This window comes from Streptosporangium sp. NBC_01810 (assembly GCF_035917355.1).
Lineage (GTDB): Bacteria > Actinomycetota > Actinomycetes > Streptosporangiales > Streptosporangiaceae > Streptosporangium.
In genome coordinates, this window is record NZ_CP109070.1 from 5,510,884 (window position 1) to 5,526,590 (window position 15,707).

Annotated in this window: 14 protein-coding genes; 6 read left to right on the top strand and 8 right to left on the bottom strand. The window is 70.1% G+C overall.

Annotated features, from left to right (window positions below):
• Window positions 1-151: 151 nt before the first annotated feature.
• Entirely contained in the window at window positions 152-658 is a 507-nt protein-coding gene (locus OIE13_RS24360; protein WP_326636209.1) for a DUF6912 family protein, read from the bottom strand.
• Between the two features lie 137 nt (window positions 659-795).
• A complete protein-coding gene (locus OIE13_RS24365) occupies window positions 796-1,440 on the bottom strand; it encodes an HAD family hydrolase (protein WP_326828805.1) in 645 nt (214 codons plus the stop codon).
• An 81-nt stretch (window positions 1,441-1,521) separates the two neighbouring features.
• On the opposite strand from OIE13_RS24365, the gene OIE13_RS24370 reads away from it, so the two are divergent.
• The gene (locus tag OIE13_RS24370; RefSeq protein WP_326828806.1) at window positions 1,522-2,724 is read left to right on the top strand and encodes an acyl-CoA dehydrogenase family protein; all 1,203 of its coding nucleotides are present in this window, start codon (window positions 1,522-1,524) and stop codon (window positions 2,722-2,724) included.
• Window positions 2,725-3,263: 539 nt separating this feature from the next.
• On the opposite strand, the gene OIE13_RS24375 is transcribed toward OIE13_RS24370, so the two are convergent.
• The gene (locus OIE13_RS24375) at window positions 3,264-4,025 is read right to left on the bottom strand and encodes a hypothetical protein (protein ID WP_326828807.1); all 762 of its coding nucleotides are present in this window, start codon (window positions 4,023-4,025) and stop codon (window positions 3,264-3,266) included.
• An 82-nt stretch (window positions 4,026-4,107) separates the two neighbouring features.
• Here OIE13_RS24375 and OIE13_RS24380 point away from each other — a divergent pair, with 82 nt between their 5' ends.
• Window positions 4,108-8,568, top strand: a complete 4,461-nt coding sequence (locus tag OIE13_RS24380; RefSeq protein WP_326636201.1) for an HAD-IC family P-type ATPase — start codon at window positions 4,108-4,110, stop codon at window positions 8,566-8,568.
• Between the two features lie 54 nt (window positions 8,569-8,622).
• On the top strand, window positions 8,623-8,748 hold the full coding sequence (locus tag OIE13_RS24385) for a hypothetical protein (RefSeq protein ID WP_326636199.1): 126 nt from the start codon (window positions 8,623-8,625) through the stop codon (window positions 8,746-8,748).
• Between the two features lie 146 nt (window positions 8,749-8,894).
• On the opposite strand, the gene nagZ is transcribed toward OIE13_RS24385, so the two are convergent.
• From nagZ to OIE13_RS24410, 5 genes are all read right to left on the bottom strand, one after another.
• Entirely contained in the window at window positions 8,895-10,259 is a 1,365-nt protein-coding gene (gene nagZ, locus OIE13_RS24390; RefSeq protein ID WP_326636197.1) for a beta-N-acetylhexosaminidase, read from the bottom strand.
• A gap of 86 nt (window positions 10,260-10,345) precedes the next feature.
• Window positions 10,346-10,603, bottom strand: a complete 258-nt coding sequence (locus OIE13_RS24395) for an HPr family phosphocarrier protein (protein WP_326636196.1) — start codon at window positions 10,601-10,603, stop codon at window positions 10,346-10,348.
• Window positions 10,604-10,786: 183 nt separating this feature from the next.
• On the bottom strand, window positions 10,787-11,242 hold the full coding sequence (locus tag OIE13_RS24400) for a PTS sugar transporter subunit IIA (RefSeq protein WP_326636194.1): 456 nt from the start codon (window positions 11,240-11,242) through the stop codon (window positions 10,787-10,789).
• A gap of 42 nt (window positions 11,243-11,284) precedes the next feature.
• Window positions 11,285-11,521: a glucose PTS transporter subunit EIIB gene (locus OIE13_RS24405; RefSeq protein ID WP_326636193.1), complete on the bottom strand. Its 237-nt coding sequence runs from the start codon at window positions 11,519-11,521 to the stop codon at window positions 11,285-11,287.
• Between the two features lie 64 nt (window positions 11,522-11,585).
• Window positions 11,586-12,620, bottom strand: coding sequence for an SIS domain-containing protein (locus OIE13_RS24410; protein ID WP_326636192.1), 1,035 nt, complete (start codon window positions 12,618-12,620; stop codon window positions 11,586-11,588).
• A 160-nt stretch (window positions 12,621-12,780) separates the two neighbouring features.
• Between OIE13_RS24410 and OIE13_RS24415 the strand changes: the two genes are divergently transcribed.
• The 3 genes from OIE13_RS24415 (at window position 12,781) to OIE13_RS24425 (ending at window position 15,676) form a co-directional block, all read left to right on the top strand.
• Entirely contained in the window at window positions 12,781-13,521 is a 741-nt protein-coding gene (locus OIE13_RS24415) for a GntR family transcriptional regulator (protein WP_326636191.1), read from the top strand.
• A 51-nt stretch (window positions 13,522-13,572) separates the two neighbouring features.
• Window positions 13,573-14,940, top strand: a complete 1,368-nt coding sequence (locus OIE13_RS24420; protein ID WP_326636190.1) for a PTS transporter subunit EIIC — start codon at window positions 13,573-13,575, stop codon at window positions 14,938-14,940.
• A 226-nt stretch (window positions 14,941-15,166) separates the two neighbouring features.
• Window positions 15,167-15,676: an Rv3235 family protein gene (locus OIE13_RS24425; RefSeq protein WP_326636188.1), complete on the top strand. Its 510-nt coding sequence runs from the start codon at window positions 15,167-15,169 to the stop codon at window positions 15,674-15,676.
• Window positions 15,677-15,707 lie beyond the last annotated feature (31 nt).

Genomic DNA, 15,707 nt, shown 5'->3' on the forward strand with positions numbered 1-15,707 from the left:
CCAGGATAGCGAAACCCCCCGCTGGAGCGGCGTAGCGACAAGGTAGTCGGCCCGCTCACCGGACGCTCACGACACGAAGCCCCCCGCCTCTCCCCCGGACCCCGAACAGGGGAAAGGGACGGCCGGCGGTGACCGGGAGGCGGGGTGAAGGTCAGCCGACCAGGTCGGGGATCTCCTGGGTGGCGTACCAGAGAAGCTCGTTGGCCTCGGCGCCGTCCACGGTGAACCGGGCGTCGTCGTCGCCCCGGTCGGCCGCGGGCAGCGCCGCGACGGCGGCCTCGACGTCCTTCACCGCCGACAGGTCGTCCACGTGAACGGCGGCGATCCGCGCCAGCGGGACCGCCGCGGCAAGCCGTACCCGGGCGCGCTCCTCCAGGTCGGCGCTCGCGCTCACGTCGCCCTCCGGTACGTCGACGGCGACGACCACCCGCCGCGCGACGACCTCCACCCCGTCGGCACGGTCGGCGGCCAGCATCCGCAGGGAATCCCTGGCCGCCTCGGTCAGTGCGACGTACTCCAGTTCCTCGGTGTCACCCGAGACGTACCACTCGATCAACGCGGGTGTCACCGCGTAGCCGGTCAGCGGGGCCGGGCCGAGCTCTCCGACGGTGGCCACGCGGGCCAGCGCCGGGAGCGTACACGGCAGGTAGACGCGCATCCATGCCTCGATCTATCTCTCCGACATCGGCTCCGGTTCGGCGCCGATTCACGCATCGAGTGTGCCAGTACCGGCGACCCGCGGTGGCACTGCCGGCGCGAAGTGACACGATCCGTTCCCGGCCGGGCGAGCGGGCGTCAGCGCAACGGGACCCGCAACAGGATCTCCAACTCGGCGATGGTCACCTCGGGGTCGCGGTGGTGCACGCCGACGATGCCGAACTGCCGGGCGGCCTCGATGTTGGCCTCGATGTCATCGACGAACACGCACTCCTCACCGGTCAGGCCGATCCTGCCGAGCGCGTGCTCGAAGATCCTCTGCTCGGGTTTGCGCATACCGATCTCTCCCGAGATGACGACCTCGTCGAAGACGTCGTCCCAGCCCTCGCGGGGATACTCGTTCGCCCAGGAGTTGGAGAGCAGGCAGGTGCGCAGCCCGGCGGCGCGGGCCACGCGGAGCATCTCGTACATCGGCTCGACCCGGTGGAAGCGGGAGAACATCCTGTCCAGCAGCCCCTCGGCGGCCGGCGGCACGCCGTCCGTCGTGATCAGCCGGGCGGCCAGGTCGCGTTCGAAGTCCAGCCCGGAGATCTCCCCTCGCTCCAGAGCGTGGATCACGTTCTCGCCGTTCTCCGAGCCCTCGTACGCGTGGATGACAAGCTCGCGCATCACCTGCCGGTAGTGGGCCGCGTCGAGCCTCTCGTCGACGATCCACTCCGCGACCGCCTCGGAAAGACCGACGGTGAGCACGCCACCCCAGTCGATCAGCACGCCCTTGAACATCTGTCCTCCTTAGTGGAACGGGTTCCAGGCTAAGTGTGGCCGGTGAGCAACCGGAGGAGGGGTGGTGCCAAACTTGCCGCCATGGACTTCGCGCTCAGCGACAAGGCTCAGAAATACCTCGCCAATCTGACCGATTTCATGGCAACTCACATATACCCGGCGGAGCCGGTCTACCGTGCATGGCGCCAGGCCAGGGGCTACGACAACCACGAATTACCACCGGTAGTGGAGGAGCTCAAGTCCGAGGCGCGCGCACGCGGTCTCTGGAACCTGTTCTTGCCCGACGAGTCGAACATGTCGGTGCTCGACTACGCCAGCCTGGCCGAGGTCACCGGCCGCTCCATCGACCTCGCGCCCGAGGCACTGAACTGCGCGGCCCCCGACACCGGGAACATGGAGGTCCTGCACATGTTCGGCTCGCCCGAGCAGCGGAACCGGTGGCTCAAGCCCCTGCTCTCCGGCGAGATCCGCTCGGCATTCGCGATGACCGAGCCCGCCGTGGCCTCAAGTGACGCGACCAACATCGCCACCTCCATCCGGCTCGACGGCTCCGAGTACGTGATCAACGGTCGCAAGTGGTTCATCACCGGAGTCGCCGACCCGCGCTGCGAGATCCTGATCGTGATGGGCAAGACCGATCCGGACGGCCCCCCGCACCGCCAGCAGTCGATGATCCTGGTCCCGATGGACACGCCGGGCGTGGAGGTCGTCCGCCACCTACCGCTCTTCGGCTACCAGGAGCAGCACGGCCACTCCGAGATCGTCTTCACGGACGTCCGGGTGCCCGCCTCGAACCTGATCGCGGAGGAGGGGGACGGCTTCCGCATCGCCCAGGCCCGTCTCGGCCCCGGCCGCATCCACCACTGCATGCGCGCCATCGGCATGGCCGAGCGTGCCCTGGAGCTGATGTGCACCCGTGCCGCCAACCGGGTGGCCTTCGGCCAGACGCTGGCCCAGCAGGGCGTGGTGCAGCAGCAGATCGCCGAATCACGGCTGGCCATCGAGCAGGCCAGACTGCTCACCCTGAAGGCCGCATGGATGATCGACACGGTCGGCGTGAAGGCGGCCGCCTCGGAGATCTCCGCGATCAAGGTCGTCGCTCCGAGAATGGCGTGTGAGGTCATCGACCGCGCCATCCAGGTCCACGGTGGCATGGGGCTCGCCGACGACGTCCCGCTCGCCTCGATGTACGCCCAGGCTCGCGCGATGCGCATATTCGACGGCCCGGACGAGGTTCACATTCGCACCGTGGCCCGCCGCGAGCTCAAGCCGTACCTCTCCTAGAACGTTCCGGAACGAGGGGGCATACGGCCCGATGGAGCGGAGATTCCTCCCTCAATATCCGATTCACTGGCCAGTACAAGTTTCACGTCTCTAATTCGAGGAAGATTACGAGCATGGCACTCAGGCCATATAAACGCACGTAGAAGGCGTGATCGGCCTCCTGCGGGCTCCATTTGCACCTTCCCTCGGTTCCCATGAGGAGGGATCATGGCAGTAGCTCAGGCGAGCCGGTCACGCGCCCGTACGGCGCGGAAGCCGACCACACCCGCCGCGTCCACCGCGCACGCACCGTCAGTCCGGAAGCAGACCGGCCATTCGTTGAAGCTGGACCTTCCGATGATGACCGTGCAGTTTCGGCCGCCGCATGTTCACATGCCTCACGTCAGCCGGCAGGAGGCGGGCCAAGCCATCGACACCGCCAGATCCTTCCTTCCACCGCCTGAGCGCATCGCCTACTACGGAGGGCTCGGCGCCCTGGCTGTGGTGGGGTTGATCGAGTGGCCGGTGGCGGCCGCCATCGGGGTCGGGACGATGATCGCTCAGCGTGCCCGAGGGAAGGGCCGTTCCCCAATCTCCGTACCCCGGACTCCGGCACCCACCGCCCGGGCCGCGAAACCCGCAGCACGAGCCGCAAGAACCACCACCCGGCCCGCAAGCACCACCGCACGAACCACCAAACCCGCAACACGGGCCACAGGCACCACCACACCGGCCGCCAAACCCGCAACGCGAGCCGCAAGCACCACCACACGGGCCGCGAAACCCGCAACACGGACCGCAAGCACCACCGCACGAACCGCGAAACCCGCAACACGGGCCACAGGCACCACCGCACGAACCACCAAACCCGCAACACGAGCCACCAGACCCGCATCCCGGGCCACAGCCACCGCGCGGACAGCCAAACCCACCACACGGGCCACAGGCACCACCGCACGAACCGCGAAACCCGCCTCCAGGGCCACCAAACCCAAGTCCCGGGCCACAGGCACCACCGCACGAACCACCAAACCCGCAACACGGGCCACCAGACCCACATCGCGAACCTCGGCGTCCGCCTCACGGACCACAACCAGATCCCGGACAGCAACCGGATCCCGGACCACGAAACCCGCCTCCAGGGCCACCAAACCCAAGTCCCGGGCCACAGGCACCACCGCACGAACCACCAAACCCGCAACACGGGCCACCAGACCCACATCGCGAACCTCGGCGTCCGCCTCTCGTACCGCGAACTCCGCCTCCAGGGCCACCAGGTCCGCCGCCCGCCCGAAGACCTCGACTCGCAGGAGCGTCTCCAAATGATCACAGTGATGGGGCCGATCGGGCCACGTGTAACCACGGCCTGATCGGCCTCGTCATCTCGTCTGCTGGAGATCCGGAATGTTCGTGCCCCGTCTGCTCTCGCTTCCCGCGGAAACTCTCTGGGGCGCCATGCCCGACGTGATCCGCAACGCCCTGCAGCAGTCCCGGGGGAGGCAGATCTGTCCCGGTGGGCTCCGTATCGACCTGTACGTGATCGGCGGTCCCGGCAGCGGGCGCACGGTGCGACGGCTGGAGAACGCGCTGCTGAAGGTGGAAGGAGTCGAGCGGGCGGAGGTCAACGGTGCCCTCGGGACCGTGTTCGTGGGGTGCGACCCCGGCTCGGTCGACCTGGAGAAGCTGGTGGCGGTCGTCGAGTCGTTCGACGACGGCGACAGCAACAGCAACGACGGCGAGCCGGGCGAGGACGAGGACGAGGAGTTTGATGACGACTCGCTGCCGGGCCCGGCGTTCCTCGTTTCCGAATACGCGGAGCACCGCATCGCCAACCCCGCCAGGAGCCACACGCGCATGGGCATCCGGCTCGGCGCGAGCCTGGTCGGGACGGGTATGGCGCTCGCCGGGCGGGTGACGCACGCGCTGCCGCTCCCTCCGATCATTCCCGCCCTGCTGAGCCTGGCCGAGTCCACCCCGAAGGTCCGCACCGAGCTGGACCGCCGCCTCGGCGTTCCGGCCACCACCTCCCTGCTCGAGACGGCGGACATCGTCACCTACACGCTGGCGCTGCGGCCGCTGGGAATGCTCGTCCAGTCGGCCACCGCCGTCGGCCGCTACCTTGAGGCACGCGACACGCGACGGGCCTGGGAGAGGCACGAGCACGAGCTGGGTTCACGGGAGGGCTCCTACCACCACATCCGCGCGGTCAGGAAACCACGCCCGACCCCCATGACCAGCAGCCCCGTGCGAAGGTTCGAGCACGTCGCGAGCCAGGTGGCGGTGGGCGCCACCGGGCTGACGTACCTCCTCGGCAACAACCGGGAACGGGCCATCGCCATGCTCACCGCGGCGACCCCCAACGCCGCGAAGCTGGGCCGCGAATCCTTCTCCTCCGCGATCGGGCGTGCCCTGGCAAGGCGCGGGGCTGTCGTTCTCAACAGCCGCGCCCTGCGCCACATGGACGGCATCGACACGGTCATCATCGACGCCGACGTGATCGACACGGGTGCCTGGGAGATCGACCGCGTCGTACCCCTCGGCGGTGACGACTCCGACGGGCTGCACGCGCGGCTCTACGCCCTGCTCGACCTCACCGACCCCGGCACGCGGCGGGAACGCGACGGCTGGAAGGCCGAGCCGGTGGCGGGCCCGGCCGGGCTCATCGCGGCGGAAGCCGAGGAGTGGGAGGCTCGGGGGCTCCGGGCCGTCCGCGTGACGAGGCAGGACGTTCCCGTCGCCCTGGTCGGTATGGCGCCACAGGTCGACCCGCTGGCCGACGCGATCGTCGCCGCGGCCAAGGGCACGGGCACCGTGATGCTGGCGGGAGGCGATCCGGGGCTCGGTCTGCGGCTCGGCGTCGACGAGTTCGTACTGGGCGACTCCCATCTGACCCGGTCGGTCCGCGCGCTCCAGGCGGACGGCCACGGCGTCGCCGTGGTGTCGGGACGCCGCATGACCGCGCTGGCCCACGCCGACCTGGGTGTCGGCGTGCTGTCCCGCTCGGGCCGGGTGCCCTGGGACGCGGACGTGATCGGCGAACTCGAGGAGATCCACCTGCTGCTGAGCTGCCTGGCACCGGCGAGGAAGACGAGCGAGCGATGCGCGTGGCTGGACGCCGCGGGAGCGACCACCGGAGGCGCGCTGACCGCCCTGGGGCCGCCGTCGCGGTCACTGGGCAGGGCGCAGCTCTCCAGTGACTGCACGGCGATGGCCGCCATCGTCACGGGCGTGTGGGCGGGCTGGCACGCCGGGCGGGAGACAGCGCCGGTCCGGGTGGACCGGACCCCCTGGCACGCCATGTCGACCAAGGACGTCCTGGCCCTGCTGGGCTCCTCGCCCAGTGGGATCACCGAGGCCGAGGCCACCCGGCGCAGGACCTCGGCGGGATCCACGGGACCTGAGGGTCCCGCCTCGCTGCTCCGCGTGTCCGCCGAGGAGCTGGCCAACCCGCTGACCCCGGTCCTGGCTGCCGGGGCGGGTCTGTCGGCCCTGGTCGGCTCGATCTCCGACTCGGTGATGATAGCCACGGTGGTGCTCGCCAACGCGCTCATCGGAGGGGGCCAACGGTTCACCGCCGATCGGGCGCTGCACCGCCTGACCGAGGAGGTCGCGATCCGCGTGCGGCTGCGCCGCCCCAACGAGGGCATGAGCGTGACGGTCGAGGACCTCGTACCGGGCGATGTGCTCGAACTACGCGCGGGCGACACCGTGCCGGCCGACTGCCGGGTGCTCAGAGCGTCGGGCCTGGAGATCGACGAGGCCGCGCTGACCGGCGAGTCCCAGCTCGTCGCCAAGTCACCCACACCCGTCAACGCGCCCGCCGTCGCCGACCGGAGCTCGATGGTCTACGAGGGTACGACCGTCGCGGCCGGCAGCGGGCTGGCCGTGGTGGTCGCGGCGGGCGAGGCGACCGAGGCGGCCAGGACCGCCAGGCTCGCCAAGGAGGGACCTCCGGCCTCGGGCGTGCAGTTGCGACTGCGGGAGCTGAGCCGCCGGGTCCTTCCAGTCGCGCTCGGCTCCGGCGTCGTCCTGCTGGTCACCGACCTGTTGCGCGGCAGGTCGGTGGTCGAGGCGCTCGCGCCCGCGGTGAGCCTCGCCGTCGCCGCCGTGCCCGAGGGGCTGCCGTTCGTCGCCTCGGTCGCGGAACTCGCCGCCGCCCGGCGGCTGTCGACCCGCAACACCCTGGTGCCCAACCCCTCCACGATCGAGGCCCTCGGCCGGGTGGACGTGCTCTGCTTCGACAAGACGGGGACGCTCACCGAGGGACGCATCAGCCTGCGGTGCGTCTCGGACGGGCAGGACGAACGTCTCGTTGAGGCGTTGACACCCGAGTTGAGGCGCATCGTGGCCGCGGGGCTGCGCGCGAGCCCGCGGCACGACGGGGGACGCCCCATTCCGCACCCCACCGACCGGGCCGTGGTGAACGGGGCCGAGCGGGTGGGCGTGGTACCCGAGGAGGGAGAGGGAGGCTGGGAAAGGGTCGACGAGCTTCCCTTCGAGCCGGGACGCGGTTATCACGCCGTACTCGGCACGAGCGGCTCGGGGCCGCTGCTGAGCGTCAAGGGCGCTCCGGAGGTCGTGGTCACCCGCTGCACGTCCGTACTCCGCGACGGCCTGGTGGTCTCCCTCACGGATTCCCTTGAGGCGGAGCTGGAGAAGGAGCTCGACCAGCTCGCCCGGCAGGGCTACCGGGTGCTCGCGGTCGCGGAGCGCCCCGCCTCCGACCGTCGCGATCTCGACGAGTCCCGCATCCAGGGCCTGTGCTTTCTGGGCTTCCTCGGCCTGGCCGACCCGGTAAGGCCCACGGCGGCCGAAAGCGTCGACCGGCTGACGCGGGCGGGCGTACGCATCGTCATGATCACGGGTGACCATCCGAGCACGGCGGAGGCGATCGGCGCCGAGTTGAACGTGCTGAACGGCGGGCAGATCATGACGGGGCCCGAACTGGACGAGATGGACGACGACATCCTGCTGGAGGCTCTGCCGGATGTGACGGTCTTCGCCAGGACCACCCCGGCCCACAAGGCCAGGATCGTCGGCTGCCTACGCCGGGCCGGCAAGGTCGTGGCGGTCACCGGAGACGGCGCCAACGACGCCCCCGCGATCCGGCTCGCGGACGTGGGGATCGCCCTCGGCTCCCGCGCGACCCCGGCGGCCAGGGCCGCGGCCGACATCGTGGTGACCGACGACCGCATCGAGACGATCGTCGATGCGATCATCGAGGGCAGGGCCATGTGGGGGTCGGTCCGCGACGCCCTGAGCATCCTGCTGGGCGGCAACATCGGCGAGATCGTCTTCACGGTCGGATCCAGCCTGCTCAGCGGCCGGAACGTGCTGAACGCCCGGCAGTTGCTGCTGGTCAACCTGCTCACCGACATGCTGCCCGCGATGGCGGTGGCCGCCAGGCCGCCGACCGCGACCAGTCCGGAGAAGCTGCTGGAGGAGGGTCCGGAGGCCTCGCTGGGAGCCTCCCTGACCCGTGACATCTACCTGCGGGCCGCCACCACGGCGAGCGCGGCGGGCGCGGCCTGGGCGATCGGCCGGATGACCGGCACGCGCAGGCGGGCGGACACGATCGGACTGGTCGCGCTGGTGTCGACGCAGCTGCTGCAGACCCTGGCCCTGGGCAGCCGGGACCGCACCGTGGTGCTGGCCTCGCTCCTGTCCCTCGGCGTTCTGGGCATGACCGTCTCGGTTCCCGGGCTCTGCCGGTTCTTCGACTGCCGCCCCCTCGGGCCCGTGGGGTGGATCATCGCGCTGGGCAGTGCCGCCGCCACCACGGCCGCCGGGGTCGCCTTCCAGGCATCCAACCGCAGGATGTCACCGAACGTTCACCAAACGGTAATCTGCCAGCCGGTGACTTAGTCATGTTTGGCGTGGATTATCGCATTAAGCGATCCTTCTCCCTGTGAGGTTGTTATGTCCGGATTCCTCTCCACGGTGCTCGCCAAGACGGCGGTCATGCTGATCGAAGCCCTTCTCATGCGCGTCATCCAGTCGCTCGTCATCTCGCTGGCCAGGACCGGCAGGCTCCAGGCCGCCTGACCCGGTCTCGCGGCACGGACCCGGCCGTGACCACAAGGAGACCGTGACCGGGAACACGACCGTGACCGGAAGCACGACCGTGACCGGAAGCACGACCGTGACCACGGCGACCGGGGCCCATGCCGCGGTCGCGACCGGAAGCTCGCTCAGCGGGCCCGCGCGTTGATGAGCCGGGCGACCTTGAGATGCCCGGCCGAGCGCAGTACCCGCTCGGCCCTGGCCACCTCGGCGACCGGTGCCCTCTCCAGCAGGCCGTGGGCGGCCTTCAGCTTCAGCAGGCGCCGGACGGACTGGTCGAGCCGCGCCTCCGAGATCTTCCCGGACTTCACGGCGGCCAGCAGCGCCCGATGGGCCTCGCGGTAGTCCGGCGGCATGAGCAGCAGGTCGACCCCGGCCTGGATCGCACGCACCGCCACCTCCCCGTCGCCGTACCTCTTGCGTACCCCCGCCATGTCCAGCGCGTCTGTCGAGACGACCCCGTCGAAGCCGAGCTTCTCCCGAAGCAGCCCGGTCAGGATCGGCCTGGAGAGGGTGGCGGGATCACCTGAGGGGTCGAGCTTCGGCATGACGACGTGCGCACTCATGATCGCGTCGACGTCCTTGCCGATGGCGGCTGCGAAAGGCGGGGCGTCCAGCCTTTTCCACTGGGACAGTGAGTGCCTGATCACCGGTAGACCGGTGTGGCTGTCGACGTTGGTGTCGCCGTGGCCGGGGAAGTGCTTGGCAGTGGCCGCGATCCCCGCGTCGTGGAAGCCCTGGACCGCGGCGGCGACCATCGGCACGACCTTCTTCGGGTCCGAGCCGTACGCGCGCGGGCCGATCACCGGGTTGCGCGGGTTGATGTTGACGTCGGCGACGGGGGCGAAGTCGAGGTTGATGCCCAGGGCGCGCAGCTCGGTGCCCGTCACCTCCGCGGCCCGGCGGGCCAGCGAGGGGTCGCCGGTCGAGCCGACGACGGAGGCTCCTGGAAGGTCGGTGACCAGCGGGGCGAGCCGGGAGACCCTGCCGTTCTCCTGGTCCGCGCCGATCAGCAGCGGGATCTCCGGCGACGCCTCCTGCAGCCCGTTGGTCAGCGCCACGACCTGCCTGACGTTCTTGACGTTGCCCGCCCAGGGGAACAGGATCACCCCGCCGGGACGGTAGCGGGCGACCATCTTCGCCGGGGTGTCCACGCCGAACCGCGCCTGGTTCTCCCCCGACACCGTGTCGGCCGCCTCGCCGTACAACACCGGCATGAAGAGCTGGCCGACCTTCTCCTCCAGGCTCATCGAGGCGAGGACGGTCTCCACGCCGGTCTGCTCTGCCGCCCCGGGCTCTGCCGCCCCGGGCTCTGCCGTCCCGGGCTTCGCCGTCCCGGAAGGCTCGGCCGCCGAGTTCGTGGGCTCCGCCGGGGCCGCGTTCGCGGACGCCTCACCGCCCCGGGCCGCACCGGACGCCTGTGAAGCGGTCCTTCCGGTGTCGGCACACCCGGCCGCCATCGTCGCGATCACTGCGATCCCCGTCACACGCATCCACCGAACCATGCCTCTTACGCTATCCGGGCGAACGCCCCGGTGCCCGCGCAGCAAACCGTCCGGCGCCCCCGGGGCACCTCCGCTCACGGCGCCGACGCGATGTCCGCCAACCGGTCGAGAAGCTCCTCGGCGCCCTCACCCTCTGCCCTGATCACCACCACCTCCCCCCTCCTGACATCGAGTGCGAGGACCGACAGGATGCTCTTGGCGTTCACCGGCAGGCCGGCCCCCTTGGCGATGGTGACGTCCAGGGACGCCTTAGTCGCCGTCTGCACGAACGTCGCGGCGGGCCGGGCGTGCAGGCCGACCTTCGACATGACGGTGACATGGCGCTCGGCCACGTGTTCCTCCTCAGAGTCGACCGTGCGGTCTAGACCGCACGGCGTATTTTTCTTCCACTGTGCCATCTGATGACCTCAACGACTTCCCCAGTGCCATCTGATGACCTCAACAACTTCCCCTATGCCCTCTGATGACCTCAACAACATTTCACATTCTTCGCCATTTTCCGGTTCCGCGGACCGTCAGGCCGGATCGCCCCACTCGAAGAGCCGGTCACCGGCGTCCACGACCCCCTCGGCGAGGCCGGTGACGGCGCTCGCGACGGCGTCCAGCGCCACGACCGGGCAGATCGGGCGGCGCCCACCCGCTTCGATCCCGGCCGGATCCCACGCCACCACCGGCTGCCCGGCGCTCACCCGGTCGCCCTCCGCGACCAGCGGTTCGAAACCCTCGCCCCTGAGCTGGACCGTGTCGATGCCCAGGTGGACGAGGACTCCCCTGTCGTCGTCGCCGACGACCACGAACGCGTGCGGGTGCAGCTTGACGATGGTGCCCGCGATGGGAGAGAACACCCGGCCGGGCGCCCTGTCCGGCTCGATCGCCATGCCGGGCCCGACCAGGCCCTCGGAGAAGACCGGGTCGGGTACCGAGTCGAGTCTCACGGCCACCCCCGTGACCGGCGCCAGAACCGTGGTCACCGCACTCCCCTCGGCATGCCTCCGTCCGCGAGAACACCTCCCTCAGCCGATGATGTCCTCGATGTCGCCGGCGATCATGTCGGCCTCGGGACCCACCACCACCTGCACGACGCAGCCCGCCACCATCACGCCGTGCGCGCCGGCCGCCCGCAGGGCCGCCTGGTCGACCTTGGAGGCGTCACGCACCTCGGTGCGGAGCCGGGTGATGCACGGTTCGATCTCGATGATGTTGTCCACACCACCGAGTCCAGCGATGATCGCGTCGGCGTCGGCCGCCATGTCGCCCTCCAGTTGTGATCACCCTGTCCCCAGGGCTATGGGCAGGCTAGGGGAGGTACCGCGATCAGTCGGTCTGAGTCACCTTGTTGAGACCGCGAGGGGCGTCCGGGTCGATCCCCAGCCTGCGCGCGAGCGCCTCGGTGAGCAGCTGACCGGGGACGATCAGGCCCAGCGGCGCGACCCATTCGGGGAGGTCGGGGCCGTTCAGCGCGGCGGTGGAGACCGAGGAGAGCGCGGTACCGCCGCCGACCGTGTAGGCCGAGGCGCCCGCGCCGGTCACCCGCTCGGCGAGCGCCACGGTGCCGGCCAAGGTCGGCCCCTCGCCCGCCGCGACCAGGATGGCCGGGGTGTCGGAGTCGACCACGGCGATCGGGCCGTGCAGCAGGTCCGCGTACGACAGGCCCATGGCGTGCAGGTAGCACGCCTCCTTGAGCTTGAGCGCCAGCTCCAGCGCGGTGGAGAAGGCCAGCCCCCGGCCGGAGACCACGACGCCCGGCTTGTCCGCCAGGCCCTCGACGATCGCCTCCATGTCGCCCGGGTCGTCGACCAGCTTCTCGACTGCGTCCGGGACCCGTCGCAGGTCGCCGGGGTCGACGTCCGCACCGAGGCCGAGGGCGAGCACGGCGAGGGCGGCGAGCTGGGTGGTGTAGGTCTTGGTGGCGGGGACGGCCTTCTCCTCGCCCGCGACCGTGCACAGGGCGAGGTCCGCGGCCTGGGCCAGGGGGCTCTGCTCGCCGCCGTTGGTGATGGCCACGGTCCTGGCACCACAGTCCTTCGCCCAGGCGAGGGTCTCGACGATCTCCTCGGTCCTGCCCGACTGGGAGAGTGCGACGGCCAGCACACCGTCGAGGTCCAGCCTGCGCCGGTAGGTGGTGGCGATCGAGGGAGCGGCGAGCGTGGAGAGCCTGCCCGTGTGCGCCTCGGCCAGGTAACGGCCGTAGACTGCGGCGTTGTCGGAGGTGCCACGGGCGATGAACAACAGCTGGCGGGTCTGCCCCGCGAGCCGCTCCACCTCCCCGACCCTGGGGAGGAGGGCGTCAAGCGTGGCTCGCAACGCGGCGGGCTGCTCGGCGATCTCGCTGCGCATCTTGGTCGTCATCTCGCGCTCATCCTTCGGCTCGGACGGACGAGATCGGGCCGTTATCGATCCGTCTCCGGTCCGTACGTTGACACCCTTTTCCGGCCTGTGGTCTAGTCCGGACTAGACCAGTACGAACCATAACTCATTTAGACATCCCAGATCGAGAGGGGAGGATCCCGTGGCCCAGATCGATCCGGACAGCCCGGTGCCCAAGTACTTCCAGCTACGGGAGATACTGCTCGATCTCATCGAGAACAACGAGCTGGCGATCGGTACGGCGATCCCGTCCGAGCGCGAGCTCTGCCAGCGCTTCGGACTGTCCCGCATGACCGTCCGGCAGGCCGTCGACCACCTGGTCTCCGAGGGCAGGCTCCAGCGGGTCGCGGGCAAGGGCACCTTCGTGGCCCGCCCCAAGATCGAGATGGCCCTGCGGCTGACCTCCTTCAGCGAGGAGATGCGCACCAGGGGCATGGAACCCGGCTCCCGTGACCTGGACCGCCGGGTGGTCAGGGCCAGCGCGCACCTGGCCAGGGAGCTCGGCATCCAGCCGGGCGACGAGGTCCACTTCATCGAACGGCTGCGGACCGCGGCGGGCGAGCCCATGTGCATCGAGCGGGCCCACATTCCCGTCTCCATCGCGCCCGACCTCGACACCCACGGCCTGACGGGCCGCTCCCTCTACGCCCTTCTGGAGACCCGTTACGGCCTGGTGCTCGATGCCGGCGAGCTCACCATCGACGGCGGCATCGCCGACCCCGGTGACGCCGACCTGCTGAAGCTGCCACGCGGCGGGGCCGTGCTGCTGCTACAGCGGCGCTCCTTCGCGGGAGGTGTCTGCGCCGAACTCGGGGTCTCCACCTATCGCGCCGACCGCTACCAGCTCCGTACGATCCTGGAGCTACCGACTCGCCGCGCCTGACCCCCTGCCCTTCGCCGCACTCCTCCCTTCCACCCCCTGGAGGAAAGCCCGATGAGTCCCCCCTCGGCGGACGCGGGCCTGCCCGCCGCCCACCGGTCCGGGTCCGCCGCGATGAGCGTGCTCCAGCGCCTGGGACGTTCTCTGATGCTGCCGATCGCGGTCCTGCCGGCCGCCGGCCTGCTGTTCAGGCTCGGACAGGACGACCTCCTCGGCCGGACCGACAGCGTCCTGCTCGACGATGTGGCCCGTGTCGTCGGCACCGCGGGCGGAGCGCTCTTCGACAACCTGCCCATCCTGTTCGCGATCGGTGTCGCCATCGGGTTCGCCCGCAAGGCCGACGGCTCCACCGCCCTGGCTGCGCTCGTCGGCTATCTGGTCTTCCACGCCGTCAGCATGAACATGTTCTTCATCCTCTTCGACGCCGACCTGAGGGAGTCCATCACCACGGAGGTGTTCGAGCGGGCCACCCCGGGCGTTCCCGACGTGGTGCTCGACCTCGGCGCGCAGAACCCGACCAGGGTGCTCGGCGGCATCGTCATGGGCCTGGTCTCGGCACTGCTCTGGCAGCGCTACCACCGCACCAAGCTGCCGACCTGGCTGGCCTTCTTCGGCGGGCGCCGCCTGGTGCCGATCCTCACCGCCTTCGCCGGGCTGGTGATCGGGGTGTTCCTTGGCCTCGTCTGGCCGGTGCTCGGCGGCTGGGTCCGCGCCTCCGGGACCTGGCTCGCCTCCAACAGCGAACTCGGCGCCGGGGTCTACGGCATGGTCAACCGCGCCCTGCTCCCGCTCGGTATGCACCACATCGTCAACAACGTGATCTGGACCCAGGTCCCCGAGTGCGTGGTCGACGGCAAGAAGCTCGCCGGGGACCTGATCTGCTTCAACAACGGCGCCGTCGGCTACGGCGGATTCGAGGCCGGTTTCTACCCGGTCCTCATGTTCGGCCTGCCGGCCGCCGCGATCGCCATCTGGCGGGCCGCACCGCCGCACCGGCGCACCGCGGTCGGCTCGATCATGATCTCCGCGGCGCTCACCGCCTTCCTCACCGGGATCACCGAGCCGATCGAGTTCGCCTTCATCTTCGTGGCTCCGGTGCTGTTCGTGATCCACATCGTGCTGACCGGCATCTCCATGGCCCTCGCCTCCGCCCTGGGTGCCAAGCTCGCCTTCGGCTTCTCCTCGGGGCTGATCGACCTCGGCCTGTACGGGACCGCACCCAACGCCCAGGGGATACCGATCATCATCGTGATGGGGCTGGTCTACGCGGTGATCTACTACTCCGTGTTCAGCTTCCTGATCAGGAGACTGAACATCATGACCCCCGGTCGCGAGCCCGAACCCGACGTCGACTCCGGCGAGTCGGCCGTACCTCCAGGCACGGCGCCGGGTGGTCCTGACGCCGGGCCGTCCGGCTCCTGAACGACCCGCCGAGTGGTTTCGGCCGTCCAGCGAAGATCACGACTCGGGCCGGAACCCGCTTCCCTCGGGAATGGACCACTCCAGCCCAAGGTCACCTTCTCCGCCCCAAGGGAGGAAACAACCCGGATTTTCAGAAAGTTGGCGGACCACGTATCTGGGCAGCGGGCCGGAAACTCCTTCATGCGTCAGTTTCCCCGCCCGTAAGCCGAGCACAATCGGAGTCCCCATGTCGCCCCCACGACGTCCGGCACCACTCCCCCGGATCGCGCCGTCACCCGCCGCCGAGCCACCCTACGACGATGACCGCCCCGCGACAGACACCCCGGCCATGCCTCCGTACGTGCAGGGAACCCTGGCCCTCACCCTCGAACCCGAGGTGCCGGCACCTCCGACCGGGAAGCCGCTGATCTGGGGCCCGCCGGGGGCGATCCCCGACGAGCGGCGGCTGCGGGCACTCGCGCAGGCCGTCGCCGAGATCCTGTCCGGCAGGCGGCCCCCGGCGAGCGTCTCCTGTCACATGACCGGCAGGGCCCAGGCCGAGCTGGCCAGGAGCGGGAAGATCATCAACAGCGCGCGCCCGCCCCGGGCGGGCAGAGCCCATGTCTCCCAGCCCGAGGACGGGGTGGTGGAGATGTGCGCCGTGGTCGACTGCGGTGACCGCTCGCGCGTCCTGGCGCTGAGGCTGGAGCGCAGGGGCGTGCGGTGGCTGTGCACCGAGTTCGAGACGACGCCCTGACACGCCGCAGGGCCCGCACCACGTGTGCGGG